This window comes from Mycobacterium novum (assembly GCF_010726505.1).
GTDB classification, from domain to species: Bacteria; Actinomycetota; Actinomycetes; order Mycobacteriales; family Mycobacteriaceae; genus Mycobacterium; species Mycobacterium algericum.
This window is the reverse complement of sequence record NZ_AP022562.1, coordinates 3,571,410-3,597,264: the sequence shown is the minus strand read 5'-3', so window position 1 is coordinate 3,597,264 and position 25,855 is coordinate 3,571,410. Positions and strand designations below refer to the sequence as shown.

The 25,855-nt window shown below is 68.8% G+C and carries 24 protein-coding genes; 8 read left to right on the top strand and 16 right to left on the bottom strand.

The features are described from left to right. Positions 1-13: 13 nt before the first annotated feature. The 5 genes from rsmD to G6N19_RS16790 form a co-directional block, all read right to left on the bottom strand. Complete coding sequence (gene rsmD, locus G6N19_RS16810) at positions 14-568, bottom strand: 16S rRNA (guanine(966)-N(2))-methyltransferase RsmD (RefSeq protein ID WP_041318274.1); 555 nt, start codon at positions 566-568, stop codon at positions 14-16. After that, positions 565-3,948, bottom strand: coding sequence for a pyruvate carboxylase (locus G6N19_RS16805; protein WP_193465327.1), 3,384 nt, complete (start codon positions 3,946-3,948; stop codon positions 565-567). Before G6N19_RS16805 ends, rsmD begins: the two co-directional genes overlap by 4 nt. A gap of 10 nt (positions 3,949-3,958) precedes the next feature. Continuing rightward, a complete protein-coding gene (locus G6N19_RS16800) occupies positions 3,959-4,576 on the bottom strand; it encodes a vitamin K epoxide reductase family protein (protein ID WP_193465326.1) in 618 nt (205 codons plus the stop codon). Beyond that, a complete protein-coding gene (locus G6N19_RS16795) occupies positions 4,573-5,328 on the bottom strand; it encodes a DsbA family protein (RefSeq protein WP_013829601.1) in 756 nt (251 codons plus the stop codon). The genes G6N19_RS16800 and G6N19_RS16795 overlap by 4 nt, the downstream gene beginning before the upstream one ends. Positions 5,329-5,394: 66 nt before the next feature. After that, on the bottom strand, positions 5,395-6,519 hold the full coding sequence (locus G6N19_RS16790) for an alpha/beta hydrolase (protein WP_049792894.1): 1,125 nt from the start codon (positions 6,517-6,519) through the stop codon (positions 5,395-5,397). Between G6N19_RS16790 and G6N19_RS16785 the strand changes: the two genes are divergently transcribed. Both G6N19_RS16785 and G6N19_RS16780 read left to right on the top strand, forming a co-directional pair. Further along, on the top strand, positions 6,518-7,363 hold the full coding sequence (locus G6N19_RS16785) for an aldo/keto reductase (RefSeq protein ID WP_041319985.1): 846 nt from the start codon (positions 6,518-6,520) through the stop codon (positions 7,361-7,363). The genes G6N19_RS16790 and G6N19_RS16785 overlap by 2 nt on opposite strands. A gap of 1 nt (position 7,364) precedes the next feature. Then, a complete protein-coding gene (locus G6N19_RS16780) occupies positions 7,365-8,204 on the top strand; it encodes an aldo/keto reductase (RefSeq protein WP_193465325.1) in 840 nt (279 codons plus the stop codon). Between the two features lie 42 nt (positions 8,205-8,246). Here G6N19_RS16780 and G6N19_RS16775 read toward each other — a convergent pair whose 3' ends face one another. The 3 genes from G6N19_RS16775 to G6N19_RS16765 are packed head-to-tail and all read right to left on the bottom strand — an operon-like array spanning position 8,247 to position 12,873. Continuing rightward, on the bottom strand, positions 8,247-8,963 hold the full coding sequence (locus tag G6N19_RS16775) for an HNH endonuclease family protein (RefSeq protein WP_013829605.1): 717 nt from the start codon (positions 8,961-8,963) through the stop codon (positions 8,247-8,249). Next, positions 8,960-11,188: an ATP-dependent DNA helicase RecG gene (gene recG, locus G6N19_RS16770; protein WP_193465324.1), complete on the bottom strand. Its 2,229-nt coding sequence runs from the start codon at positions 11,186-11,188 to the stop codon at positions 8,960-8,962. The genes G6N19_RS16775 and recG overlap by 4 nt, the downstream gene beginning before the upstream one ends. 2 nt (positions 11,189-11,190) lie before the next feature. Continuing rightward, positions 11,191-12,873 (bottom strand): DAK2 domain-containing protein, encoded by a 1,683-nt coding sequence (locus G6N19_RS16765; protein ID WP_041318277.1) that lies wholly within the window; start codon positions 12,871-12,873, stop codon positions 11,191-11,193. A 173-nt stretch (positions 12,874-13,046) separates the two neighbouring features. Here G6N19_RS16765 and rpmB point away from each other — a divergent pair, with 173 nt between their 5' ends. Next, positions 13,047-13,238: a 50S ribosomal protein L28 gene (gene rpmB, locus G6N19_RS16760; protein WP_083039039.1), complete on the top strand. Its 192-nt coding sequence runs from the start codon at positions 13,047-13,049 to the stop codon at positions 13,236-13,238. Between the two features lie 99 nt (positions 13,239-13,337). Here the strand turns inward: rpmB and G6N19_RS16755 are convergent, their stop codons facing one another. Genes G6N19_RS16755 through G6N19_RS16745 form a run of 3 tightly spaced genes read right to left on the bottom strand, consistent with a single transcriptional unit; the run spans position 13,338 to position 15,226 of the window. Beyond that, positions 13,338-14,018: a uracil-DNA glycosylase gene (locus G6N19_RS16755; protein ID WP_193465323.1), complete on the bottom strand. Its 681-nt coding sequence runs from the start codon at positions 14,016-14,018 to the stop codon at positions 13,338-13,340. Next, a complete protein-coding gene (locus G6N19_RS16750) occupies positions 14,015-14,305 on the bottom strand; it encodes a DUF1330 domain-containing protein (protein WP_083039043.1) in 291 nt (96 codons plus the stop codon). The genes G6N19_RS16755 and G6N19_RS16750 overlap by 4 nt, the downstream gene beginning before the upstream one ends. A gap of 9 nt (positions 14,306-14,314) precedes the next feature. Next, complete coding sequence (locus G6N19_RS16745; protein WP_232062712.1) at positions 14,315-15,226, bottom strand: thiamine-phosphate kinase; 912 nt, start codon at positions 15,224-15,226, stop codon at positions 14,315-14,317. An 84-nt stretch (positions 15,227-15,310) separates the two neighbouring features. On the opposite strand from G6N19_RS16745, the gene G6N19_RS16740 reads away from it, so the two are divergent. Next, positions 15,311-15,856, top strand: a complete 546-nt coding sequence (locus G6N19_RS16740; protein ID WP_013829612.1) for a DUF3515 domain-containing protein — start codon at positions 15,311-15,313, stop codon at positions 15,854-15,856. A 72-nt stretch (positions 15,857-15,928) separates the two neighbouring features. Here G6N19_RS16740 and G6N19_RS16735 read toward each other — a convergent pair whose 3' ends face one another. Together G6N19_RS16735 and G6N19_RS16730 are read right to left on the bottom strand one after the other, a co-directional pair. After that, positions 15,929-17,044 carry a D-alanine--D-alanine ligase family protein gene (locus tag G6N19_RS16735; RefSeq protein WP_041318285.1) on the bottom strand — a complete coding sequence of 372 codons (1,116 nt, stop codon included), beginning with the start codon at positions 17,042-17,044 and terminating at the stop codon, positions 15,929-15,931. Between the two features lie 27 nt (positions 17,045-17,071). Then, a complete protein-coding gene (locus tag G6N19_RS16730; RefSeq protein WP_049792895.1) occupies positions 17,072-18,070 on the bottom strand; it encodes an NAD(P)H-dependent glycerol-3-phosphate dehydrogenase in 999 nt (332 codons plus the stop codon). A gap of 151 nt (positions 18,071-18,221) precedes the next feature. Here G6N19_RS16730 and cofC point away from each other — a divergent pair, with 151 nt between their 5' ends. From cofC to mutT1, 3 genes are all read left to right on the top strand, one after another. Further along, on the top strand, positions 18,222-18,905 hold the full coding sequence (gene cofC / locus G6N19_RS16725; RefSeq protein ID WP_041318288.1) for a 2-phospho-L-lactate guanylyltransferase: 684 nt from the start codon (positions 18,222-18,224) through the stop codon (positions 18,903-18,905). Next, positions 18,898-21,108 carry an RNA degradosome polyphosphate kinase gene (locus G6N19_RS16720; RefSeq protein ID WP_041318291.1) on the top strand — a complete coding sequence of 737 codons (2,211 nt, stop codon included), beginning with the start codon at positions 18,898-18,900 and terminating at the stop codon, positions 21,106-21,108. Before cofC ends, G6N19_RS16720 begins: the two co-directional genes overlap by 8 nt. A 67-nt stretch (positions 21,109-21,175) precedes the next feature. Next, positions 21,176-22,108, top strand: coding sequence for an 8-oxo-(d)GTP phosphatase MutT1 (gene mutT1 / locus G6N19_RS16715; RefSeq protein WP_193465321.1), 933 nt, complete (start codon positions 21,176-21,178; stop codon positions 22,106-22,108). Between the two features lie 47 nt (positions 22,109-22,155). On the opposite strand, the gene G6N19_RS16710 is transcribed toward mutT1, so the two are convergent. The 3 genes from G6N19_RS16710 to leuC all read right to left on the bottom strand — a co-directional run bounded on the left by G6N19_RS16710 (position 22,156) and on the right by leuC (position 25,083). After that, positions 22,156-22,851 (bottom strand): HU family DNA-binding protein, encoded by a 696-nt coding sequence (locus tag G6N19_RS16710; RefSeq protein ID WP_013829618.1) that lies wholly within the window; start codon positions 22,849-22,851, stop codon positions 22,156-22,158. A gap of 188 nt (positions 22,852-23,039) precedes the next feature. After that, positions 23,040-23,636, bottom strand: a complete 597-nt coding sequence (gene leuD / locus G6N19_RS16705; protein ID WP_013829619.1) for a 3-isopropylmalate dehydratase small subunit — start codon at positions 23,634-23,636, stop codon at positions 23,040-23,042. A 28-nt stretch (positions 23,637-23,664) separates the two neighbouring features. Continuing rightward, complete coding sequence (gene leuC, locus G6N19_RS16700) at positions 23,665-25,083, bottom strand: 3-isopropylmalate dehydratase large subunit (RefSeq protein ID WP_041319986.1); 1,419 nt, start codon at positions 25,081-25,083, stop codon at positions 23,665-23,667. 56 nt (positions 25,084-25,139) lie between these two features. Here leuC and G6N19_RS16695 point away from each other — a divergent pair, with 56 nt between their 5' ends. After that, the gene (locus G6N19_RS16695; protein WP_193465320.1) at positions 25,140-25,841 is read left to right on the top strand and encodes an IclR family transcriptional regulator; all 702 of its coding nucleotides are present in this window, start codon (positions 25,140-25,142) and stop codon (positions 25,839-25,841) included. Positions 25,842-25,855: the final 14 nt, after the last annotated feature.

The window sequence follows — 25,855 nt, the reverse complement described above, 5'->3', positions numbered from 1 at the left end:
CTAGCAGCACGGGTTAGACCAACTCGGCCAGCTCCAACCGGGTGTCGCCGTAGCGGCGATCCGGCCAGACATTCCAGCCCTCCGGCCATGCCACCGCCGGGCTCGTGGCGGCGCGTTCGATCACCACCACGGTGCCCGGGCCGGCCCAGCCGCCGGTGACCAAGAGACCCGGAAGCGCATCGATGTCGGCGGCGGGAACCTCATAGGGCGGGTCGGCCAGCACCAGATCCACCGGTGTTGCGCTGCCCGCGGTCAGCACCGCGGCCACGGTGCCGCGCCGCAGTGTCGCGCCGGGCAATCCCAGCGTGGCGATGTTGCCGGACAGCACGTCGGCGGCGCGGCGGTCCGATTCGATGAACAGCGCGCTGGCCGCACCGCGCGACAGCGCCTCCAATCCCAGCGCCCCCGAGCCGGCGTAGAGGTCCAGCACCGCCATCCCGTCCAGGTCCAGCCGGGCATCGAGCACGTTGAACAGCGCTTCACGCACCCGGTCGGTGGTCGGACGGGTCCCGCGTGGTGGCACGGTGATGCGTCGCCCGCCCGCGACGCCGCCGACGATGCGGGTCAGCTCAGCACCACCAGCAGGTCACCGCCTTCGACTTGGGCGGTCTCGGCGACCGCCACCCGCTCCACGGTGCCGTCGGCCGGCGCGGTGATGGCGGCCTCCATCTTCATCGCCTCGATGGTGGCCACGGTCTGCCCCGCGGTAACCCGCTCCCCCTCCGAGACCCCGATGGTGACCACGCCGGCGAACGGCGCGGCGACGTGACCGGGCTGGGAGCGGTCGGCCTTCTCGGCCACCGGCGCCTCGCTGGCCACACTGCGATCGCGTACCTCCACCGGCCGCAGCTGGCCGTTGATGATGCACATCACGGTGCGCATCCCGCGTTCGTCCGGTTCGGCGATGGCTTCGAGCCCGATGAGCAGTTCCACGCCGCGCTCGAGGCGGACCCGGTGTTCCTCGCCTTGCCGCAGCCCGTAGAAGAACTGGTTGGCCGACAGTTGCGAGGTGTCGCCGTAGAGATCGCGGTGTTCCTCGAATTCCTTGGTGGGGCCGGGGAACAGCAACCGGTTCAGGGTCGCCTGCCGCTTCGTCCCGGGCACCGCCAACGCAGCCTCGTCCTCGGCGGACAGCTGCTCCACCTCCCGCGCCGCGCCCCGGCCTGCCAACGCCTTGGTGCGCAACGGTTCGGGCCAGCCGCCGGCCGGCTCGCCGAGTTCCCCGCGCAGAAAGCCGATCACCGAGTCGGGGATGTCCACGCGTGCGGGGTCGGCCGCGAACTCCTCGGCGGTGATCCCGGCGCCGACCAGGGCCAGTGCCAGATCACCGACCACCTTCGAGCTCGGGGTGACCTTGATCAGCCGGCCCAGCACCGCATCGGCCCCGGCGTAGTTGGCTTCGATCTCCTCAAACCGGTCGGCCAGCCCCAGCGCCTTGGCCTGCTGGTGCAGGTTGGACAGCTGGCCCCCGGGAATCTCGTGCCGGTACACCCGGCCAGTCGGTCCTGCCAGACCGGATTCAAACGGCGCGTAGACCTTTCGCACACCTTCCCAATAGGGTTCCAGGTCGCACACCGCGGCAAGTGACAGGCCGGTGTCGTACTCGGTGTGGGCCGCCGCAGCCACGATCGAGCTCAGGGCGGGCTGACTGGTGGTGCCGGCCAGCGGCGCGGCCGCCCCGTCGACGGCGTCGGCACCGGCCTGCCAGGCCGCCTCGTAGGTGGCCAACTGCCCACCCGGGGTGTCGTGAGTGTGCACGTGGATCGGCAGGTCGAAGCGGCTGCGCAGCGCACCGACCAGGGTGGTGGCCGCCGCAGGCCGCAGCAGCCCAGCCATGTCCTTGATCGCCAGCACGTGCGCGCCCGCCTCGACGATCTGCTCGGCGAGCTTGAGGTAATAGTCCAGGGTGTAGAGGTTCTCGGCCGGGTTGGTCAGGTCACCGGTGTAGCACATGGCGACTTCGGCTACCGCGCTGCCGGTTTCGCGCACCGCGTCGATCGCCGGGCGCATCGAGTCGACATTGTTGAGCGCATCGAAGATCCGGAAGATGTCAATGCCGGTTGCGGTGGCCTCTGCCACGAACGCCGAGGTGACCAACTCCGGGTAGGGGGTGTAGCCGACGGTGTTGCGGCCCCGAAGGAGCATCTGCAGGCAGATGTTGGGCAGCGACTCGCGCAGCACCGCCAGCCGCTCCCACGGATCCTCTTTCAAAAAGCGCAGCGCCACATCGTAGGTCGCCCCACCCCAGCACTCCATCGACAACAGTTGCGGAGTGGTCCGGGCAATGTAAGGCGCCACATTGAGCAGGCCTTTGGTGCGCAACCGGGTGGCCAGCAGCGACTGGTGCGCGTCCCGGAACGTCGTCTCGGTGACGGCAACGGCCGGCGACTCCCGCAACCAGCGGGCGAACCCCTCCGGCCCCAGCCTCATCAGCCGCTGCTTAGATCCCGGCGGCGGGGTGCTCGACAGGTCGATCTCGGGCAGCTTGTCGCGCGGGTAGACCGCCGATGGTCGCGCACCGTGGGGCTGGTTGACCGTGACGTCGGCCAGGTAGGTCAAGATCTTGGTGCCGCGGTCAGCCGAGGCGTGTGAGGTCAACAATTGCGGGCGCTCATCGATGAACGACGTGGTGATCTTGCCGGCCCGGAAGTCGGGATCGTCGAGCACCGCCTGCAGGAACGGGATGTTCGTCGACACTCCCCGGATCCGGAACTCGGCGATCGCCCGGCGTGCCCGGTTCACCGCAGTCGGAAAATCCCGGCCCCGGCAGGTCAGCTTGACCAGCATCGAGTCGAAGTGCGGGCTGATCTCCGCACCCAGGTGGGTGCCGCCGTCGAGTCGGATGCCGGCACCGCCCGGGCTGCGGTAGGCGGTGATCCTCCCGGTGTCGGGCCGGAATCCGTTCGCCGGGTCCTCGGTGGTGATCCGGCACTGCAGCGCCGCGCCGTGCGAAACAATGTCATCCTGACCCAGCCCCAGGTCCTGCAGGGATTCCCCGGCGGCGACCCGCAACTGTGCGGAGACCAGGTCCACGTCGGTGATCTCCTCGGTGACCGTGTGCTCCACCTGGATTCGCGGATTCATCTCGATGAACACGTAGTGGCCGCGCTCGTCGAGCAGGAACTCCACCGTGCCCGCGCAGCTGTAGCCGATGTGACGGGCGAAGGCGACCGCATCGGCGCAGATGCTGTCCCGCAGTACCGGATCCAGGTTCGGCGCCGGCGCCAACTCGACGACCTTCTGATGGCGGCGCTGCACGCTGCAGTCCCGCTCAAACAGGTGCACAACGTTGCCGTGGGTATCGGCCAAGATCTGCACCTCGATATGGCGCGGGTTGATCACCGCCTGCTCGAGATACACCGTGGCATCCCCGAACGCCGATTCGGCTTCCCGGCTAGCCGCCTCGACCGCCTCGGCCAGCCCGTCGAGGTCGGCGACCCGGCGCATCCCGCGACCGCCCCCGCCGGCGACCGCCTTGACGAACAGCGGAAACGACATGTCGGCTGCCGCCGAAACCAACTCCTCGACCGAGCGTGACGGCTCCGACGACGCCAGCACCGGCAGCCCCGCCTCGCGCGCCGCGGCCACCGCGTGGGATTTGTTGCCGGCCAGCGCCAACACCGCCGCACTGGGCCCAACAAAGGCGATGCCGGCATCTGCGCAGGCCTGCGCCAGCCGCGGATTCTCCGACAGGAAGCCGTAGCCGGGGTAGACCGCGTCGGCGCCGCACCGCTCGGCGGTGGCGACGATGGCCTCCACCGACAGGTAGCCGCGCACCGGATGGCCCGGTTCACCGATCTGATAGGACTCGTCAGCCTTGAGCCGGTGCACCGAATTACGGTCCTCGTAGGCATAGACCGCGACCGTGTCGATCCCGAGCTCATAGGCGGCGCGAAACGCGCGGATCGCGATCTCTCCGCGGTTGGCGACCAGCACTTTGGAGATCACACCGCACCCCTTAGATCAACGTCAACCAGTAGTCCTGAAATCTGATGAATACCAACAGGAATAACCCGATAAACCATAATGCAATCAGCGTCCACCGCCACCGGTGCAAAAGCTGCAAACTTTTGTGTATGCGACCGGGCTGCAATGCCAAGGCTGCGAAGGTCACCAGCAGCAGCATGGTGACCGCCCAGACCACCATGCAGTAGGGGCACAGCGCGCCGATTCGATACAGACTCTGGAAGATCAGCCAGTGCACGAAGCCGGCCCCGCCCAGCGTCCCGATCGCCAGACCGACCCAATACCAGTGCGGCAGCGGCACTTTCGTCACCGCCAGCACACCGGTGACCACCACGACAGTGAACGCCACGATGCCCATCAGCGGGTTGGGAAAGCCCACCACCGATGCCTGCGGGGTGGCCATCACCGGTCCGCAGGACAGCACCGGGTTGAGATTGCACGAGGGCACATAGGCGGCATCGGTGAGCAGCCGGATCTTCTCCACGGTCAGCGTGACCGAGGCGGCCAACCCGATGACCCCGGCGATCAGCGTCAACCAGGCCGTGGACGCCGCCGGCTGCGTCCCCGGTGCCGGCGGCGCGGGTGATTCCGTCGGCGCGGCGATGCTCACGACTCCTGGGCCGGCACGTCCATACCCGGCAGGTCGCCGACGATCTCGCGGATCTTCGAGACCAGGGCTTCCGGGGTCGACGGGCGGTAATCCTCGCCGTTGATGCGTAGCGTCGGGGTGGCGTGGATGCCGGCGGACTGGGCCATGCCGCCCACCATCTTGAGGTATTTGCCGCTGTTGATGCAGGCCGGAACGCTGCCGGCGGCGCCGGCTTGGCGGGCCAGCTCGATCAGCCGCTTGTCGTCGGGGAATTCCGTGCCGATCTCGGAGGGCTGCAGTTCGGCGGTGAAGAGCGCGGTGTGGAACCGGCGGAACGCGTCGATGTTCTCGTCGGCGACGCAGTAGGCCGCCGCGCCCGCCCGTGATGAGTAATTGTCGTTCTGCGACCGGTCCAGGATCGCGACCATGTGGTAGTCGGCCGCGATCGCCCCGCTGTCGATCAGCCGGGACACCGTCGGGCCGAGCACCCGTTCGAGGTTGCCGCAGGCCGGGCAGAGGAAGTCCTCGTAGAACGTCAGCACCGCCTTGGGCTCGTCGGTGCCGTCCTTGGTGACCAGCTTGCTCGAGGTCACCCGGACCGCTTCACCGGCCCCGGCGCCCTTCTTGTGGCTGTTGGACACCACGATGTAGCCGATCAGTCCCACCGCGAACACCACCACGATGGCGATGAGCCCGATCTGCATGGCAAGGTTGCGTTTGTGATCGCCGGCCTTCAAGCCGGAGGCGCCGGGGCGTTTGGGTTTGCTGGCCACAGTCGGTTGATCCTCGTGTTCGGTGGTCGGTTTTGCGGTTCAGCGTACCGGCGCGGGCTCGGCGGCTCAGCTGCGGCTGAAGTGGGCGCGCAGCGCCGAGATCAACGCGGCCGTCGCAGTGGCGCTGCCGCCGCCCAAGCCGAACAGATTGATGAAACCGTGCGTCAACGACCGCATCCGTCGCAGATCGACCACGACCCCGGCGTCGCGCAGGGCCGCGGCGAACAGTTCACCCTCGTCGCGCAGCGGGTCGAAGCCGGCGACCGCGATCAGTGCGGGCGGTAACCCGGACAGGTCGCCGGCCAGCAGCGGTGACACCCGCGGGTCGGTCGGCTCCAGCTGCGAGCGGCCCACGTACTGGGCGGTGAACCAGTCGATGTCGTGCTTGGTGAGCAGGTAACCATCGCCGTAGAGCGTGCGCGAGCGGGTCACCGCCGCGGAGTCGGTCACCGGGTAGAGCAGCCACTGCAGGATCGGCGCCGGACCGGAGTCGTCGCGAGCCAGCAGCGCCACCCCGGCAGCCAGGTTGCCACCGGCACTGTCGCCGCCGACGGCGACCCGGCCCGGGATCGCGCCCAGATCCGCGGCATGCTCGCAGGCCCACCGGAACGCCGCATAGGCGTCGTCGAGGGCGGCCGGCGCCGGATGTTCGGGGGCCAGCCGGTAATCGATCGACAGCACCGCGACATCGGCGTCGCGGCAGGTCAGTCGGCATACGGCGTCGTGGGTATCCAAGTCCCCCACCACGAATCCGCCGCCGTGATAGAAGACCAGCAGCGGGTGGGCGGTGCCATCGGGGCCGTCCGGCCCACCGACCGGGCGGTAGTGCCGGGCGGCGATCTCGCCGGCCGGGCCGGGCAGCGCGATGTCACGAACCTCGCAGCCGTGGATGTCGGCCCCGCCGAGCCCCGCGGTCAGCTCCCGCAGCTGGGCCCGGGAGGCTGCTGCGTCGTCGTCGACGACGATGCCGTTGATGCCCACCGCACGCTGCCCGGCCAACGCCAGCCGCAACGTCGGGTCCAGGGTGTTGCCGTCGATGGTCACCGACCGCCCACCGGTCATCAGCCGCTGTAACCCGATCGGCAGCATCGGCGTCACCTTCATACCGACGTTGAAGACGGTGCTCTGCAGCTGTTCGGCCCATCGCGTGGCCGCGCCGGGGCCGGTCCCGGCTGGCAGACTGCGTGGCATGACTGTTCGAAGTAACTTGCGCTCGGTCACGCTCAACGACGGTAATTCGATCCCCCGCCTCGGTTTCGGGGTTTACAAGATTTCGCCCGCCGATACCGAACGGGCCGTGAGCACCGCACTTGCGGCCGGATACCGTCACATCGACACCGCGGCGCTGTACGGCAACGAGCGTGAGGTCGGCCGTGCGGTCGCGGCGTCGGGGCTGCCACGCAACGAGGTGTACCTCGTCACCAAGCTGTGGAACGCCGATCAGGGATACGATTCGACGCTGACGGCGTTCGACAAAAGCATGGACCGGCTCGGTCTGGACGTCCTGGACCTCTACCTGATCCATTGGCCGCTTCCAGCACGTGGCAAATTCGTCGACACCTTCCGGGCGCTGGCCCACCTACGCGATCAGGGCCGGATCCGCTCGATCGGGGTGAGCAACTTCGAGCGCGAACACCTCGAGTTGCTCATCGACGGGACCGGCATCGTGCCGGTGGTGAACCAGGTCGAACTACACCCGCGGTTCAGCCAGCCCGAACTGCGTGAAGTGCACGCCCGACTGGGTATCGCCACCGAGGCGTGGGCGCCGCTGGGCCGCGGCTCGCTGCTGGCGCATCCGGCGGTCACCGAGGTCGCGCAGCGTTGCGGTCGGACCCCGGCGCAGGTGCTCATCCGGTGGCATCTTCAGCTCGGTAATATCGTGATTCCGAAATCGGTGAACCCTGAGCGCATCATCAGCAACGTCGAAGTCTTCGACTTCGAACTCGGCGCGGCCGAGATGGCCGCGATATCCTCGCTCGACGACCGCGCCCGACTGGGACCCGATCCACGCACATTCGATTACACAGGTAGGTGAGATGACGCCGGGAACTGCGATCCCCACCGTTGCGCTCAACGACGGCCATTCCATGCCGACGCTGGGCCTCGGAGTGGCCGAACTGTCGGACGCCGAGACCGAGCGCGCGGTCGCGGCCGCGCTCGAGTCGGGCTGCCGGTTGATCGACACCGCCAAGGTGTACGGCAACGAGGCCGCGGTGGGCCGGGCGATCGCCGCGTCGGGCGTCCCGCGCGAGGAACTGTTCGTCACCACCAAGCTGGCCAACGCCGACCAGGGGCTGACCGCCGCCATCCAGGCCTGCCAAGCCAGCCTGGAGCGGCTCGGACTGGACTATGTGGACCTGTACCTGATCCACTGGCCGGCCCCCGCGCTGGGCATGTACGTCGACAGCTTCGGCGGCCTGATCCAGGCCAGGGAGCAGGGCCTGACCCGTTCGATCGGGGTGTGCAACTTCACCCCCGCGCACCTCGACGACGTCATCGACTTGGCGTTCGAGACGCCGTCGGTCAACCAGATCGAGCTGCACCCGCTGCTCAACCAGGCCGAACTGCGGGCCCTCCACGCCGAGCGCGGCATCGTCACGGAGGCCTACAGCCCGCTGGGCGTGGCCCGATTGCTCGACCATCCGGCGGTGACCGCGATCGCCGGCGAGTACTCCAAGACCCCGGCTCAGGTGCTGATCCGGTGGAGCCTGCAGCTGGGCAACGTGGTCATCCCGCGGTCGTCCCAGCCCGAACGCATCGCCGCCAACCTCGACGTGTTCGGCTTCGAGTTGGCCGACGAACACATGGCCAGCCTCAACGGGCTCGACGACGGCACCCGCTTCCGCGAAGACCCGCTCACCTACACCGGGGTCTGATCCCATCCCGCCCCACCGGCGAGCGGCGTCGCAGTTGCAGCCCTATCCGGCCGGACACGTCGCAGCGGCTTCGCGCAGCGCGTCGGCCGACGGCTGGTCGAGGCGCAACGCGTAGCCGCGCAGCACGGCGATATAAGCGACGGCGTACTGGCAGGCGAACGATTTGTTCGGCGGCATCCACTGCCCCGGCCCGGCGTCGCCCTTGTCCTGGTTGGCCTGCCCGGCGACCGCCAGCAGGTTGGCCGGGTCGTTGGCGAAACGCAGCCGCTGCCGGTACGGCCATGCGGCAGCGCCCATGTCCCAGGCGTAGGCCAGTGGCACGATGTGGTCGATCTGCACCGCCTCACCGATCTTGGCGCCGCGGGTGAAGGCGACCGTGGCGTTGGTGTAGGGGTCGTGCAGGGTCCCGGTCGCCACCGCGGCCGCGCAGCGTTTCGTCGAGACATGGGTGATGTCGACCAGGTCGCGGTTGAGGACGTCGTTGCGGGTGTCGCAGCCGTTGCGCCCACCGGGGGCGTCGTTGTCGTCGTCCCAGGCGTCGCCGAACAGCGACCGGCGGTAGTCATAGCGGTGGGTGCGGGCCGGCACCACCGTGATCCCGGCCAACACGTCGGCGCCGGGCGCCACGGTGGGCATGCCGGCCTGCGCGGCGATGGCACGACTGCGATGATTCGCCGCGGACACGGTCTGCAAGGCGACGACGACGGCCAGCAGGGCCGCCACGGCCAGCCACAGCAGGGTCTTGCGGCTGGGATTCATGCCTTGTCCAGATATTCGATGTCGGCGAAAGGCTCGGCCAGCAGTGCCAATCCGGGGTCGGACGGGTCGGCAGCCCATGCCCGCACGCAGAAGTCGCGGGCGGCTTCGATCAGCTCACCGTGATCGGCCAGCGATAGCAGTTTCAGGCCGCCGCGCCAACCGGACTGGTTGCGGCCCAAAACATCTCCCTCGCCGCGCTCGCGTAGGTCCAGATCGGCCAGCGCGAATCCGTCCAGTGTTCCGGCGACGGCCTCCAAACGTTTCCCGGCTTTGGATTTCGGGCTGCTGGAGGTCACCAACAGGCAGAGGCTGGCGTGCTCACCGCGGCCGATCCGGCCGCGCAGCTGGTGCAGTTGGCTGATGCCGAACCAGTCGGCATCGGCGATCAGCATGACGGTCGCGTTGGGCACGTCGACGCCGACCTCGATCACGGTGGTGCACACCAGCACATCCACCGCCCCGGAGCGGAACGCGGCCATCACCGCGTCCTTCTCGTCGCCGTTGAGCCGTCCGTGCATCAAGCCCAACCGCAACCCGGACAGTGGCCCGGCCCGCAGCTGATCGAACAGGCCCACCGCGGTGGCCGAGGTCCGGCCGTTCTCCTCGGCCGCGCCGGACTTGGCGCCGTCGTCGGACTCGTCGATGCGGGGCGCCACCACGTAGGCCTGCCGGCCGGCGGCGACCTCCTCGCGTATCCGCGCAAAGGCCCGCTCCAGCCAGGCCGGCTTCTCTTTTTCGAAGATCACCGAGCTGACGATCGGCTGGCGGCCGCGCGGGAGCTCACGCAACGTGGAGGTCTCCAGGTCACCGTAGACGGTGAGCGCGACGGTCCGCGGAATCGGTGTCGCGGTCATCACCAACAGGTGCGGGGTGATGCCGTCGGGGGCTTTGGCGCGCAACCGGTCTCGCTGCTCGACGCCGAACCGGTGCTGTTCGTCGACGACCACCATACCCAGGTTGGCGAACTCGACCGCGTCGACCAGCAGGGCATGGGTTCCGACGACGATGCCAGCCCGGCCGTCCGCGATCTCTGCGCGAGCCTGCTTCTTGGCAGCCGCCGCCATCGAACCGGTGAGCAGCGTCACCGCGGTGGCATTGTCCGACCCGCCCAGCTGACCGCCGAGCGCCAGCGGTCCGAGCATGTCGCGGATCGATCGGACATGTTGGGCGGCAAGCACTTCGGTGGGAGCCAGCAAAGCGCACTGATAGCCGGCATCAACCAGCTGCAGCATCGCCAGCAGCGCCACGATCGTCTTTCCCGACCCGACTTCGCCCTGCAGCAGCCGGTTCATCGGGCGCGTCTCACCCAGCTCGGCCTTCAATACGTCGAGCACATCACGCTGCCCGGCCGTCAGCTCGAACGGCAACCGCCGCAGCAGTTCTGCAACCAACCCGTCCGCACGGCGTGGCGCAGGCAAGCCGGATTCGGACAGTTCACTGTGCCGGCGCATCGCCAGCGCCCATTGCAAACCGAAGGCTTCGTCGACGGCCAGCCGATCGCGGGCACGGTCCCGTTCGACTGCCTTTTCCGACAGGTGGATCGCCCGGAGCGCCTCGTCTTCGCTGAGCAGACCACGTTCGGTACGCACCGCGGCCGGCAGCGGGTCGGGAACCGGATCGAGCACCGCGAGAACCTGCCGGACACAGGCGAAGATGTCCCAGCTCTGCAGTTTCGCGGTGGCCGGATAGATCGGATAGCAGCTGCGCTCGAAGTCCGCCTGGCTGATCTGCCCGCTGACCTTTTGCGATGCGTCGGCGATGTTGCGCAGCGAGCTGCTGCCGAAGTTGTGTTGCTGCGCTGCGCCGTCGGCTTCCTTGAGTACCAGGAAGTCCGGATGGGTGAGCTGGATCGCACCCCGGTACAGTTTGACCTCGCCGGACAGCATCACCCGGGTTCCGGGCGTCAGCCGCCAACGCAGGCCTTTGGGGTTGAAGAAGGTCGCACTGACCTTGTTGCGTCCACTACCGACCGTGACGGCGAGGTATTTGCCCTTGCGGCGCTGCATGTCTTTGAGCACCGCGGAGCCGATGGTGTCGACGACGGTGATGTGGTCGCCTTCTTCGGGGCGGCTGTCCGCTGCGCCGCGGACCCCGGTGCCTTCGACGTAGCTGCGCGGATAGTGCCGCAGCAGGTCGCCGACGGTACGGATTCCGAATGCATCGTTGAGCTTTCCGGCGGCATCGGAGCCGACAATGAAATCCAGCCGATCAGCCAGCGTGACCATCGCTACTCGACCCCGATCAGCAACACGTCGCCCCGGTGCCCGGTGACATAGGCCGCCAATTCGATGCCCGGATGCCGATCATGCACATGCTTGGCCAGCACATCGACGACATCGCCCTCCAGGCCGTCGCTCTCAGCCCCGATCAGCACCGTGACCAGTTCACCGCCGGCCGCCAGCAGCAGGTCGATCAGGCCGATTGCGGCGGTACCGACGTCGCCGGCCACGATCAACACCTCGTCGCCGGCGATGCCGAGCCCATCGCCGGGACGGCAGGTGCCGGCCCAGGTCAGCGCCTGCTCGGTGGCGACACGCACCGAGCCGTGCCGGGTGGTACCGGCCACCCGGGCCATGGTGTAGCCGTCGTCGACAACCGGCCGGCCCGGATCGTGGACCGCCAGTGCGGACAACCCCTGCACCATCGACCCGGTCGGAACCGGGACCACATCGATGCCCCAGCCGATGGCCGCCGTGCACCCGGCCACCAACTCCTCGGCGGCGACGTAGCCGTTGGGCAGCAGCATCACCTGGGCCGCACCGGTGTCGACCACCGCCCGCAGCAACTGCTGGGCGGTGACCATCATGGTCGGGTCGGCGCTGTGCGCGTCGGGCCGCAGCACGCAGGCACCCTCGGAATCGAACAACTCCTGGGCGCCCTCGCCGTCGACCACCGCCAGTACCGCGCGCTCGCGGGCCCAGCTGCCCGGCGGCAGGCCGGTGGCCCCGGCCAGCGCCGAGATCTGGATGCGCCGCGGCCGGCCGAATGCGAGGCCCGCCTCGACGGCGGCACCGGCGTCGTCGGTGTGAACGTGGACCGAATAACCGCCGACCACCCCCGACGTCGCGATCGCCACCGATTCGCCGAGCTGCGTCAGCCGTTCGCGCAGCGCTTCGGTGTCTTCGGGCGCGCATTCGCCGAGCAGGTACATCACCTCGAACTGCGGTGCGGGTTGCTCGGTGACGGCTTCCGCCGAACGCGGCCGCGGCGACGGCTGGTAAACCGGCCGCACGGGTGCCTGGCCGGTGATCGTCGAGCGCAGCGCGTCGAGCAACACCAGCAGGCCGCGGCCACCGGCGTCGACGACGCCGGCCTGGGCCAGCACGTCGAGTTGCTCGGTGGTCTTCTCCAGCGCGGCAGCGGCGGCATCGGTGGCGGCGGTCACCGCCACGGCCAACGCCGCCCCCCGGGCGGCGCACTGTTCGACGGCGGCCGCCGCGGCCTGCAGCACCGAGACGATGGTTCCGGGCACCTCGCGACCGCCCATCGAGGTGATCACCAACTCGACCCCGTGCCGCAGGCCGGCGCCGAGCAGCGCGGCATCAACGACGGTGGGGTCGGCGGTGCCCTCTTCGGCGGCGGTCACATCGGCCAGGCCGCGCAGGATCTGCGACAGGATCACCCCGGAGTTACCGCGGGCCCCGTGCAGCGCCCCGGACGACAGCGCGGCGGCGACCCGGGCCACCTCGCCGGAGGCGGCCTCGGTGTTGGCCTCGGCCAACGCCGAACGCATGGTGAACAGCATGTTGGTGCCGGTGTCGGAATCGGCGACCGGGAAGACGTTGAGCTGGTTGATCTCGTCGGTGTGGGTGATCAGATCGCCGACCGCGGTGTGCGCCCAGTCCCGCAGGGTGGCCGCATCCAGCCGACGATCCGGGTTGCCCACCTGCACGCACCTTCCTGCCGCCATCTCCGGTGGCTGCAAGCCTAATCATTCCGGGCGACACCACAGCTCACACCGCGTCGAGAGCCGGGGCGGGGCGTTTTGGTGTTGTCCGGCCCGGCGGGTATCCTGATCAGGTTGTCGGGCCACCCGCTCTGAGGTTGTTGGCCCTCAAGCAGACGTTTTGAGGAGTGTCACATATGGCTGCGGTGTGCGATATCTGCGGAAAGGGACCGGGCTTCGGCAAGTCGGTGTCCCACTCGCATCGTCGGACCAGCCGTCGCTGGGACCCGAACATCCAGGTGGTCCACGCTGCCCGTCCCGGCGGCAACAAGCAGCGCCTGAACGCCTGCACCTCCTGCATCAAAGCCGGCAAGGTCCTCCGCGGCTGAGCCCGCTCCCTGCCCCTTCCTGCGCGAGCGTGCGCGTCCCCGGCCGCCACGCCGTGGTCGGCACCGTTTCCACGCACCCTCGCTGACGACTGATCGGCGCTACTCCAGACGCCAGTCGATCGGCTCGGCTCCCAGCTGTCCCAACAGTTCGTTGGCGCGACTGAACGGCCGGGATCCGAAGAATCCCCGCGACGCCGACAGCGGCGACGGGTGCGGTGACTCGATCGCGACGCAGTTGTCGGCCAGTATCGGTTTCAGCGTCCCCGCGTCGCGGCCCCACAGGATCGCCACCATCGGCTGACTGCGGGCCACCAGCGCGCGGATCGCGCATTCGGTGACCGCCTCCCACCCCTTGCCCCGGTGCGACGCGGGATTGCCCGGCCGCACCGTGAGCACCCTGTTGAGCAGCAGCACCCCGCGTTGCGCCCACACCGACAGGTCACCGTTGGCCGGCCGGGGATAACCCAGGTCGGCGGTGTATTCGGTGAAGATGTTCTCCAGGCTGCGCGGCAGCGGCCGCACATCGGGGGCGACCGAGAAGCTGAGGCCCACCGCGTGCCCGGGAGTCGGATACGGGTCCTGGCCGACGATCAGCACCCGCACCGCGTCGAATGGAAAGGTGAACGCCCGCAAGATGTTCTGCCCGGCGGGCAGGTAGTGATGTCCGGCTGCCGTCTCCTCCCGCAGGAACCGCCCCATCGCGGCGACGTGCTCGGTCACCGGCGCCAGTGCGGCAGCCCAACCGGACTCGACGAGTTCAACAAGTGGGCGCGGGGTCACGCCAGCCCCTTCACCAGCAGGACCACCGTATCGGCGCCGGCTTGCCGGTCTTGCGAAATGCGCTGGTATTCCGGCGATTCGGCCCACTGGCGGAATGCGTCCTCGTCGGGAAACGACATCAGCACCACCTTCTCCCGGTCCCAGTGCCCCTCCACGACCTCCGGTGACTCGTCGGCGGCCAGCAGCGTTCCCGAATGACTACGGAAGACGCCGGCGAACTCCGCCTGATACCGGTCGTAAGCGGCGCGGTCGGTGAATCGGAGCTGGGCGATCACGTAGACGCTCACCGCGCCACCCTAGCTCTGGTAGGACTGCCAGCCCGCATCCCCATCCCATGGCGCCCCGTCGACCAGCACCCGGGCCGGCCCGTCGGCGACCCGTCCGATCGCCCGCCAGCCGGCCGGAACCGCGCCGGGAAATGTGGCGACCAGCGCATGGTCCTCGCCCCCGCCCAGCACCCATGTCCAGGCGTCCGCGCCGAGTGCCGTGGCGGCCGCGGCCAACGCCTGCTGATCGGCCGCCAACGCGGCGGTGGACACCTCGATCGTCACCTGCGACGCGGACGCCAGGTGACCCAGATCGGCGAGCAGGCCATCGGAGACGTCGGTCATCGCCTGCGCCCCCGCGTCCGCGGCCGCCGCCCCTTGCCCATAGGGCGGCTCCGGGACGAGGTGGCGTCGTCGCAGCTCATCGAACTCGGACACGGCGGCACCGAGCAGGCGGTAACCCGCCGCCGACCGGCCCAGCTCGCCGGCCACCGCCACCACCGCGCCGGGCCGCGCCCCGGAGCGCAGCACCGGCGTCCGGCCGGCCAGCTCACCGAGCACCGTCACCGAGACCACCCAGGAGTCGGCCTGCACCAGATCGCCGCCGACCACACCGGCACCCAATCGCGCGGCTTCGTCCCACATCCCGTCGGCCAGCGCCGCGGCATCGGCGGCCGCGGTATCCGCCGGGGCGCCGAAGCCGACGACGAACGCGGTGGGCCGCGCGCCCATCGCCTCGATGTCGGCGGCGTTCTGCGCGATCGCCTTGCGGCCGACGTCGTGCGGGCTGGACCAGTCCAGCCGGAAATGCCGGCCTTGCACCAGCATGTCGGTGGAGATCACGGTGCGACCGTCGGGGCAGCGCACCACCGCCGCGTCGTCGCCGGGCCCCAGCTCGGTGCTGCCGGGCTGACGCCGACCGGCCACCAGCCGGTCGATCATGGGAAACTCTCCAAGCTGACCCAGCGTGGGCTCGTTACCGCGCACAGCCTGGAGTGTAAGTGCGAACAGATTAGGTAGGCGGGTTTGATCGATCCCGGGGACGACACCGACGGGCCGCCGCGTGTTGCGCTGATCGCTGCGTTGGTGGTCGCCGTCGCCGCGGTGGTGGCCGCGTTGGCGGTCGCGGCCGCGCACCGGCCGGAAAGCCAACCGGACGAGCCGCTGCGCATCGCCACGGTGCCTGCCCCGCATGCCGGCGGCGCGGCCTGCCGTGCCGTGCTCGACGGGCTGCCCCAGCAGCTGGGCGATTATCACCGAGCCGAGATCGCGGACCCGGCACCCGACGGCGCGGCGGCCTGGACGGCCGGCGCGAACGGGACGGTGGTGCTGCGCTGCGGGCTGGACCGACCGGCCGACTTCGTGGTGGGCTCGCCCATCCAGGTGGTCGATCAGGTGCAGTGGTTCGAAGTCCGCGAAGGCGAGCGCGCCACCTGGTATGCCGTCGACCGGAAGGTCTATCTGGCGCTGACGCTGCCCCGGGGTTCGGGGCCGACGCCGATCCAGGAGTTGTCCGATCTGATCGCCGACAGGCTGGATGCCGTGCCGATCAGGCCGGGTCCGCCTGGCTAGCCAACGTGCGCAAAAACGTTTGAGCTCCCGGCGTGTCGGGCGGGGACGCGCACATTCGCGAGGGAAGACGCGCTAGCGCAGGCCCACGCCGCGGGCCTGCGCGGTGTCGACCATCGTCGCCAGCAACGTCGGGTAGTCCACCCCGCTGGCCTCCCACATCCGCGGGTACATCGAGATCGTGGTGAACCCGGGCATGGTGTTGATCTCGTTGATCACCGGACCGGCGTCGGTGTGAAAGAAGTCCACCCGCGCCAGCCCCTGGCAATCCAGCGCGGCGAACGCACGAATCGCCAACTGCCGCACCGTGTCCGCGACCTCATCGTCGATCTTTGCGGGCACGTCGAGTTCTGCGGCGTCATCGAGGTATTTGGTGGCGAAGTCATAGAAGGAGTCGTCATGCTCGGCGCAGCCGCGCACCACCCGGATCTCCCCCACCGTGCTGGCCGCCACGGTGCCGTCGGGGAATTCGAGCACCCCGCACTCGAGTTCGCGGCCGACGATGGCCGCCTCGACGATGACCTTCGGGTCGTGCCGGCGGGCCTCGGCGATGGCGGCGGGAAGCTCGTCATGCGACGCCACCCGGGTGACCCCGATCGACGATCCGCCGCGCGCCGGTTTGACGAACAACGGCAGCCCCAGGCGCTCGCGGTCCTCGATCGACAGCGTCGCCTGGTTGGCCCGCAACACCGCGTACGGACCGATCGGCAGCCCTTCGGCCGCCAGCAGCTTCTTGGTGAACTCCTTGTCCATCCCGGCGGCGCTGGCCAGCACTCCGGCACCCACATAGGGCACGCCGGCCAGCTCCAGCAGCCCCTGCACGGTGCCGTCCTCGCCGTAGGGACCGTGCAGCACCGGGAACACCACGTCGACCGACGCCAGCAGCTCCGTGGGCGCCCCGCCGGACAACGCGACCAGCTGGCCGCTGCGCTGCGGGTCAGCGGGCAGCGTCAGTTCGGCGCCGGACGCCTTGCTCACCGCGGGCAGTTGCCGGCCGCTGATCGCCCAGGCGTCCGGATCGCCGCTGGTGAGCACCCACGACCCTTCCGGCGTGATCCCCACGGCGATGACCTCGAAACGCTGCGGATCCAGGTTGCGCAGGATGCTGCCCGCCGACACGCAGGAGATCGCGTGTTCGCTGCTGCGGCCGCCGAACACGACGGCCACCCGGGTGCGTGCGTGGGAATTCACACGCCAGAGGGTACGGCAACGCCGGACTCACTCCGGCTTGGTGCGTCGTCCCAGCAGCAGCGCCACCGCCTCGTTGACCGACAGGCCGGTGTGACAAACGCGGTGAACGGCCTCGGTCAGTGGCATCTCCACGTCGTAGCTCGACGCCAGCGCCAGCACCGACTGGCACGACGTCACGCCTTCGACGACATGACCGTCGGCGGTGCCCGCCAGACCCGCCGACCCGGGTAGCGGCGGCATGGCCTCGCCCTGGCCGAGCCGCTCACCGAACGACCGGTTGCGTGACCGCGGCGATGTGCAGGTGGCCACCAGGTCGCCGACCCCGGCCAGGCCGGCCAGCGTGGCACCTTTGGCGCCCAGCGCCACACCCAGGCGGATGATCTCGGCCAGCCCGCGGGTGATGATCGCCGCGGCGGTGTTCTCGCCCAGACCCACCCCGGCCGCCATCCCACAGGCCAGGGCGATGACATTCTTGCAGGCGCCGCCGATCTCGGTGCCGATCACATCGGCGTTGGTGTACGGGCGAAAGTAGCCGGTGTTGAGCATTCGCTGCAGCGCCACGGCGCGCCCCGAGTCGGTGCAGGCGACCACCGTCGCGGCCGGCTGCTCGGCGGCGATCTCGGCGGCCAGGTTGGGGCCCGACACCACGGCGACCTGTCCGGGGTCTACCCCGGTCACCGCGGCGACCACCTGGCTCATCCGCATCAGGGTGCCCAGTTCGATGCCCTTGGCCACGCTGACCAGGGTCGCACCGTCGGTCAGCTGCGGCGTCCACGCCGCGAGGTTGGCCCGCATGGTCTGCGCCGGCACGGCAAGCACCACCGTGGTCAGGCCGTCCAGCGCCTCGGCGGCGTCGGTGGTGGCGCGGACCGCCTCCGGCACGGTGAAGCCCGGCAGATAGTCGGGGTTGCGTCGGGTCTCGTTGATCTGGGCGGCGATGTCGGACCGACGCGCCCACAGCCTGACCTGGCTACCCGCGTCGGCGAGCACCTTGGCCAGTGCCGTGCCCCACGCCCCGGCTCCCATCACTGCGACAGTGTCCTCAGCGCCCTCGGTGCCCAATGCACACCACCTCCCTATAGGGGGTTCACCCTAGCGGGACGGAGCCGGATAAACCGGTCCACCGCCGGCTGCCGGCGAGGACGATGCGTCGGTCGCCGAACCCGGCGCTGGCAGGATGTCGGTTGTGAACGCCATGGCCGAGGAATCCGGGATCGGCCTGATCATCGCTGTCAAGCGGCTCAGCGTGGCCAAGACCAGGCTGGCGCCGGCGTTTCCGGCACCGCTGCGAGAGGCCGTGGTGCTGGCGATGCTGGTCGACACCATCACCGCGGCGTCGGCGGTCCAAGGCGTGCAGCACATCACCGTGGTCACCCCCGACGCGGCCGCGGCGGCGGCCGCGGCCGAGCTGGGCGCAGCGGTGCTGGCGGATCCGACCCCGGACGGGCACGGGGACCCGCTGAACAACGCGCTGGCCGCTGCCGAACGTGCGGTGGCCGACTCGGTGCGCAATATCGTTGCGTTGCAAGGCGATCTGCCGGCATTGCAGTCCTACGAGCTCGACGAGGCGATCGCCGCAGCCCGCGCCCACCCGCGCAGCTTCGTCGCCGACCGGCACGGCATGGGCACCGCTGCGCTGTTCGCGTTCGGTACCGCCCTGGACCCGCGGTTCGGCCGGGATTCGTCGACGCGGCATCGGCGATCCGGCGCATTGGAGCTGACCGGAGTCTGGCCGGGATTGCGCTGCGACATCGACACCCCCGAGGACCTGGCGGTGGCGCGGCGTCTGGGGGTCGGTCCGGCGACGGCGCGCGCACTCGCGCAAGCCAAGACCGGTGGCAGTGCCACCCGCGATGAGTAATGATCTCGGAGTGGATGAAATCGAGGTCGGCCAACGCACCGAGCCGCGCACCGACGAAACGGACTGGCGCCCCAATGACGCCACGCCGAGCGCCCCGCCGGCCGCCACCGCGGTCCCGCCGACCGACCCCGGCGACGAGCTGCCCGCGCACCGCTACCTGAACCGGGAGCTGAGCTGGCTGGACTTCAACGCGCGGGTGCTGGCACTGGCCGCCGACACCTCGCTGCCGTTGCTGGAGCGGGCCAAGTTCCTGGCGATCTTCGCCTCCAACCTCGACGAGTTCTACATGGTCCGGGTCGCAGGGCTCAAACGCCGCGACGAGATGGGACTGTCGGTGCGTTCGGCCGACGGGCTGACACCACGTGAGCAACTGCGCCGGATCGGCGAGCAGACCCAGCAGATCGCCACCCGTCACGCCCGGGTGTTCCTCGAGTCGGTGCGACCGGCGCTCGCCGACGAAGGCATCCACATCGTCACCTGGGCCGACCTGCAACCGGACGAACGCGAGCAGTTGTCGGAGTACTTCCAAGAGCAGGTGTTCCCGGTTCTGACGCCGTTGGCGGTCGACCCGGCGCACCCGTTCCCGTTCGTCAGTGGTCTCAGTCTGAACCTGGCGGTCACGGTCAAGCGCCCCGAGGACGGCGGGAGCCATTTCGCCCGGGTGAAGGTTCCCGATAACGTCGACCGGTTCGTCGAACTCGACGCCGGCGCCAAGGGCGGTGAGGGCCGCGGTGAGATCCGTTTCCTGCCGATGGAGGAGTTGATCGCGGCGTTCCTCCCGGTGCTGTTCCCCGGCATGGAGATCGTCGAGCATCACGCCTTCCGCATCACCCGCAACGCCGATTTCGAAGTCGAAGAGGACCGCGACGAGGACCTGCTGCAGGCGTTGGAACGGGAGTTGGCGCGACGCCGATTCGGGTCACCGGTGCGCCTCGAGGTCGCCGACGACATGACCGAGAACATGCTGGAGCTGCTGCTGCGGGAGCTCGACGTGAATCCCGGCGACGTCATCGAGGTGCCCGGGCTGCTGGATCTGTCGTCGTTGTGGCAGGTGTACCGGCAGGACCGTCCGGACCTCAAGGACCGTACCTTCGTCCCGGCGACCCACCCGGCATTCGCCGAACGTGAAACTCCCAAAAGCATTTTCGCCACCCTGCGTGAGGGTGATGTCTTGGTGCACCACCCCTACGACTCATTCGCCACCAGCGTCCAGCGGTTCGTCGAACAAGCCGCCGCCGACCCGGGCGTGCTGGCGATCAAACAGACGCTGTACCGCACCTCGGGTGATTCGCCGATCGTCACCGCGTTGATCGACGCCGCCGAGGCCGGAAAACAGGTGGTGGCACTGGTCGAGATCAAAGCCCGGTTCGACGAGCAGGCCAACATCAAATGGGCCCGCAAGCTGGAACAGGCCGGCGTGCACGTGGTGTACGGCCTGATCGGGCTGAAGACGCACTGCAAGGTCTCCTTGGTGGTGCGCCGTGAGGGTTCGGCGATCCGGCGGTACTGCCATATCGGCACCGGCAACTACAACAGCAAGACCGCACGGCTTTACGAGGACATCGGGTTGTTGACCGCCGACCCGGATATCGGCGCCGACCTCACCGACCTGTTCAATTCGCTGACCGGTTATTCGCGCAAGGACACCTACCGCAACCTATTGGTGGCCCCGCACGGCGTGCGAGCCGGCATCGTCGAACGCATCGAACGCGAGGTCGCCGCGCACCGTGACAGCGGCGGCCAGGGCCGGATCCGGCTGAAGCTCAACTCCTTGGTTGACGAGCAGGTGATCGATGCGCTCTACCGCGCCTCGCGCGCCGGTGTGCAGGTCGAGCTGGTGGTGCGCGGAATCTGCGCACTGCGTCCGGGTGTCGAAGGCTTCTCCGAAAACATCGTCGTTCGGTCGATTCTCGGCCGTTTCCTGGAGCACTCGCGCGTCATCGAATGCAGTGCCATCAACGAATTCTGGATCGGCAGCGCCGACATGATGCACCGCAACCTGGACCGGCGGGTCGAGGTGATGGTGCAGGTGAAAGACCCGCGATTGAGCGCGCAACTGAGCGACATGTTCGATTCGGCGATGGACCCGGCCACCCGCTGCTGGGAACTCGGGCCCGACGGCCAATGGACTGCGGCACCGCGCGAGGGCGCGACGGTGCGCGACCACCAGGTGTCCCTGATGGAACGACACCGCAATCCCTGAACCGAGACCGCCGGCAACCGCCGTCGACCTTCGTCGATGAGGCCCGAATCCAGCTGCAGGAGTGAACGTGCACACAAAGTCCTCGTCGAACGGCTCGGTGCCGCCGAACAGAACCGTCCACGCCGCAGGCGCGGTGCTGTGGCGCACTCGGCGTAAGACCGTCGAGGTGGCGCTCATTCACCGGCCCCGCTATGACGACTGGTCGCTGCCCAAAGGCAAGGTCGATCCCGGGGAGACCGAACCGGTGACAGCGGTGCGGGAGATTTTCGAGGAGACCGGCCAGCATGCCGAACTCGGGCGTCGGCTGGGCTCGGTGAGCTACCCGGTCACCCAAGGTGTCAAGAAGGTGCGCTATTGGAGCGCGCGGGCGCTGGGCGGTGACTTCGTGCCCAACCACGAGGTCGACGATCTGGTCTGGCTACCGGTCGGCGCGGCACTCAAGGAACTGCACTATCCCTACGATCGGAAGATATTGCGGCGGTTCGCCAAGGCTCCCGCCGATACCCGCACGGTGTTGATCGTGCGGCACGGCACCGCCGGGCGCCGGTCCCGGTTCTCCGGCGATGACACCCTGCGGCCGTTGGACAAGAACGGCCGCGCGCAGGCCGAGGCGCTGACGGAGCTGTTGCTGGCCTTCGGCGCCACCGACGTATACGCGGCCGACCGGGCCCGCTGTCATCAGACCGTTGAACCGCTGGCAGCCGAACTGGGCGTGGTCGTGCACAACGAGCCGACGCTGACCGAAGAGGCCTACTCCGATACGCCGAAGAAAGCCCGCCGCAGGGTGCTGGAGATCGCCCGACTGGGCGGCACACCGGTTATCTGTACGCAGGGCAAGGTGATTCCGGACCTGATCGCCTGGTGGTGTGCCCGCGACGGCGTGAGCCCCGACAAGTCGCGCAACCGCAAGGGCAGTACCTGGGTGCTGTCGCTGGCGGGCGGGCGGCTGATCGCCGCGGACCACATGGGCAGTCCGCTGGCGAAACAAGTGCTGGTGTGAACAACCGAGCGCCGCGGGACTGACCCGCGGCGCTCGGCTATTCGTGGTTACTTACGGCCTTTTCGTGCTGTGGCCTTGGTCGCCTTGCGGGCCGGGGCCTTCTTGGCCGCGGTCTTCTTGGCGGTCACCTTCTTGGCCGGAGCCTTCTTGGCTGCGGTCTTCTTGGCGGTCACCTTCTTGGCCGGAGCCTTGGTTGCCGCCTTCTTGGCGGTCACCTTCTTGGCTGCGGTCTTCTTGGCGGTCACCTTCTTGGCCGGGGCCGCCTTCTTGGCTGCGGTCTTCTTGGCGGTCACCTTCTTGGCCGCGGTCTTCTTCGCGGCCGCCGGGGTGGCCTTCTTCGCCGCGGTCTTCTTGGCCGCGGCCTTGGTGGCCTTCTTGGCCGGCGACTTCTTCGCAGCCTTCTTCGCGGCCGTGGTGCTGGCGCCGGCGCCACGCTTGACCGCGAGCCCCTCGGACGGGACACGCTGCGCGCCAGAAACAATCGCCTTGAACTGCGCGCCCGGGCGGAATGCGGGGACCGAAGTCGGCTTTACCTTGACCGTCTCACCCGTGCGGGGATTGCGGGCCACGCGCGCGGCGCGCCGACGGCGCTCGAACACGCCGAACCCGGTGATGGTGACGCTCTCGCCCTTGTGGACGGCGCGCACAATGGCATTGACGAAGTGCTCGACGGCTTCGGTCGCCGACCGGCGGTCGGTGTCCAATTCCTTTGTGAGCACCTCGATGAGCTCTGCTTTGTTCATCCAATCCCTCCGAGACCAGTGGCCCTACTTGAGCCGACTAGAGCACACGGTAAACCCTGATACCACTGATATCCAAGAGCCACGCGCAATTTCAGATGAGATTATCGGCGAATTCCACAATCCGGTTACTGCCCTTGGGTGCTGACCAGACCGCTCGATCGACCGGAATTAGGCTCCGGTGCGTGCCGTCAAGAAGCCGGAACGGTGCGCGGTTTCCAACCTGGGCGGTCCGCCTCGAAGGTGGCGATCTCGTCCAGTTTCCGCAGCGTAAGGCCTATATCGTCAAGCCCTTCGGACAGTCGCCAAGCGGTGTAGTCGTCAATAGTGAACGCCACCACCGCCGTTCCGGCGGTGATATTCCGATCTTGAAGATTGACAGTGATTTCCAGCCCCGGGCTTGCCTCGATGAGTTTCCAGAGCAGTTCCACGTCGTCTTGGGCCACCTGGGCCGCCAGCAACCCCGCCTTGCCGGCATTGCCACGGAAGATGTCGGCGAAGCGCGAAGAGATCACCACCCGGAACCCGTAGTCGAGTAGCGCCCACACCGCGTGTTCTCGCGACGATCCGGTGCCGAAATCCGGCCCCGCCACCAGCACCGAACCCTGGTCGAACGGCTTGAGATTCAAGATGAACGACGGATCGGTGCGCCAGGTGGCGAACAGGCCGTCCTCGAATCCGGTCCGGGTGATGCGCTTCAAATAGACCGCGGGAATGATCTGGTCGGTGTCGACATTGGAGCGCCGCAACGGGACGCCGATTCCAGTGTGGGTGTGAAAAGCTTCCATGAGTAAACTCCTTTAAATACCGTGGCGGTCAGTTCAAGTCAGCGGGCGCCGACAACGTCCCGCGCACGGCGGTAGCGGCGGCGACGACCGGCGAGACCAGGTGGGTCCGTCCGCCCTTGCCCTGCCGGCCCTCGAAATTGCGGTTGGAGGTCGAGGCGCATCGCTGGCCCGGTGAAAGCTGGTCGGGGTTCATTCCCAGACACATCGAGCACCCTGGTTGGCGCCATTCCGCACCGGCGGCGGTGAAAACCTCGGCGAGGCCTTCGGCTTCGGCCTGGTTTCGCACCCGCATCGATCCCGGCACCACGAGCATCCGCACGCTCTCGGAGACCCGCCGGCCGCGCAGCACGTCGGCCACCGCGCGCAGATCCTCGATGCGACCGTTGGTGCACGACCCGACGAATACCGTGTCGACCGCGATGTCACGCATCGGCGTCCCCGGGCGAAGGTCCATGTAGGCCAACGCCTTCTCCGCGGCCCGCCGCTGGGCCTCATCGCTGATCGTCTCCGGGTCGGGCACCGCCGCGCCCAGCGGCACGCCCTGGCCGGGGTTGGTCCCCCAGGTGACGAACGGAGTCAGCGCGCCCGCATCCAGGAACACCTCGGCGTCGAATTTCGCACCCGGATCGGTGCGCAAGCTGTCCCAGTGGGCGACGGCGGCATCCCAGTCGGCACCGGACGGTGCGTGCGGCCGCCCCCGCAGATAGTCGTACGTGGTGTCATCGGGGGCAACCATGCCAGCCCGGGCACCGGCCTCAATGCTCATGTTGCAGATCGTCATCCGAGCCTCCATCGACAACGCCTCGATGGCGCTGCCCCGGTATTCGATGACGTAGCCCTGGCCACCGCCGGTGCCGATCTGGGCGATCACCGCCAGGATGATGTCCTTGGCCGTCACCCCTTCGGCCAGCGCCCCCTCGACGTTGACCGCCATCGTCTTGAAGGGCCGCAACGGCAACGTCTGGGTGGCCAGCACATGCTCGACCTCCGAGGTGCCGATACCCATCGCCAGCGCACCGAATGCGCCGTGGGTGGAGGTGTGACTGTCGCCGCAGACCACGGTCGTGCCCGGCTGGGTGAGACCCAATTGGGGTCCGATGATGTGCACGATTCCCTGTTCGATGTCGCCCATCGGGTGCAACCGGATGCCGAACTCGGCGCAGTTGTGCCGCAGCGTCTCGACCTGGGTACGCGATACGGGATCGGCGATCGGTTTGTCGATGTCGACCGTCGGCACGTTGTGGTCCTCGGTGGCGATGGTCAGATCCGGGCGCCGGACGCCACGGCCTGCCAGGCGCAGGCCTTCGAACGCCTGCGGACTGGTGACCTCGTGCACGAGGTGCAGGTCGATGTAGATCAGGTCGGGTTCGGACCCGCCTCCGGAGACCACGACATGGTCGTCCCAGACCTTTTCGGCCAGGGTGCGAGGCTGCTGCGTCTTGGACATCACTGCCATTCCCCAAATCTGCGGTGTCTCACAATATGAGACGCTAGTATCTGTATATGGGACAGCATAGCGGCATCGGCGTTCTGGACAAAGCCCTGGCCGTGCTCCACACGGTCGCCGAATCACCCTGTGGCCTGGCCGAACTGTGTGAGCGCACCGGGTTGCCCCGCGCGACGGCGCACCGGCTGGCCGCCGGACTGGAGGCCCACCGGCTGCTCGGCCGCGACGACGACGGGCGCTGGCAGATCGGTCCGGCGGTCAGCGAGCTGGCGGCCCGTGCCGACGATCCGCTGCGGACGGCCGGTGCGGCGGTGTTGCCACGGCTGCGCGAGATCACCGGCGAGAGTGCGCAGCTGTATCGCCGCGAGGGTGCCTCGCGAGTCTGCGTGGCGGCACTGGAACCCCCTGCGGGGCTACGTGACACGGTTCCGGTCGGCGCCCGGCTGCCGATGACGGCCGGTTCGGGCGCCAAGGTGCTGCTGGCCTTCGCCGATCCGGCGCTGCAGCAGGAAGTGCTGGCGCAGGCGAAGTTCACCAGCCGCACCCTGTCGGAGGTGCGCCGACGAGGCTGGGCGCAGAGCATCGCCGAGCGCGAACCGGGTGTGGCCAGTGTCTCGGCGCCGGTGCGCGACCGGCACGGCGCGGTGGTGGCGGCCATCTCGGTGTCCGGCCCCATCGACCGGATGGGACGACGACCCGGGGCGCGCTGGGCCACCGACCTGCTCGCGGCCGCCGACGCGCTCACCGCCCGGCTATAACCGGTCTCGGTGAC

Bases quoted from the DNA above. Each gene is read 5' to 3' on its own strand.
- G6N19_RS16785 (WP_041319985.1), top strand. From the start codon at position 6,518: ATGACTGTTCGAAGTAACTTGCGCTCGGTCACGCTCAACGACGGTAAT.
- cofC (WP_041318288.1), top strand. From the start codon at position 18,222: ATGTCGGTTGTGAACGCCATGGCCGAGGAATCCGGGATCGGCCTGATC.
- G6N19_RS16790 (WP_049792894.1), bottom strand. From the start codon at position 6,519: ATGCCACGCAGTCTGCCAGCCGGGACCGGCCCCGGCGCGGCCACGCGA.
- G6N19_RS16745 (WP_232062712.1), bottom strand. From the start codon at position 15,226: ATGATCGACCGGCTGGTGGCCGGTCGGCGTCAGCCCGGCAGCACCGAG.
- leuC (WP_041319986.1), bottom strand. From the start codon at position 25,083: ATGTCCAAGACGCAGCAGCCTCGCACCCTGGCCGAAAAGGTCTGGGAC.
- G6N19_RS16720 (WP_041318291.1), top strand. From the start codon at position 18,898: ATGAGTAATGATCTCGGAGTGGATGAAATCGAGGTCGGCCAACGCACC.
- G6N19_RS16695 (WP_193465320.1), top strand. From the start codon at position 25,140: ATGGGACAGCATAGCGGCATCGGCGTTCTGGACAAAGCCCTGGCCGTG.
- rpmB (WP_083039039.1), top strand. From the start codon at position 13,047: ATGGCTGCGGTGTGCGATATCTGCGGAAAGGGACCGGGCTTCGGCAAG.
- G6N19_RS16730 (WP_049792895.1), bottom strand. From the start codon at position 18,070: ATGGGAGCCGGGGCGTGGGGCACGGCACTGGCCAAGGTGCTCGCCGAC.
- G6N19_RS16765 (WP_041318277.1), bottom strand. From the start codon at position 12,873: ATGGCGGCAGGAAGGTGCGTGCAGGTGGGCAACCCGGATCGTCGGCTG.
- leuD (WP_013829619.1), bottom strand. From the start codon at position 23,636: ATGGAAGCTTTTCACACCCACACTGGAATCGGCGTCCCGTTGCGGCGC.
- recG (WP_193465324.1), bottom strand. From the start codon at position 11,188: ATGGTCACGCTGGCTGATCGGCTGGATTTCATTGTCGGCTCCGATGCC.
- G6N19_RS16775 (WP_013829605.1), bottom strand. From the start codon at position 8,963: ATGAATCCCAGCCGCAAGACCCTGCTGTGGCTGGCCGTGGCGGCCCTG.
- G6N19_RS16780 (WP_193465325.1), top strand. From the start codon at position 7,365: ATGACGCCGGGAACTGCGATCCCCACCGTTGCGCTCAACGACGGCCAT.
- G6N19_RS16710 (WP_013829618.1), bottom strand. From the start codon at position 22,851: ATGAACAAAGCAGAGCTCATCGAGGTGCTCACAAAGGAATTGGACACC.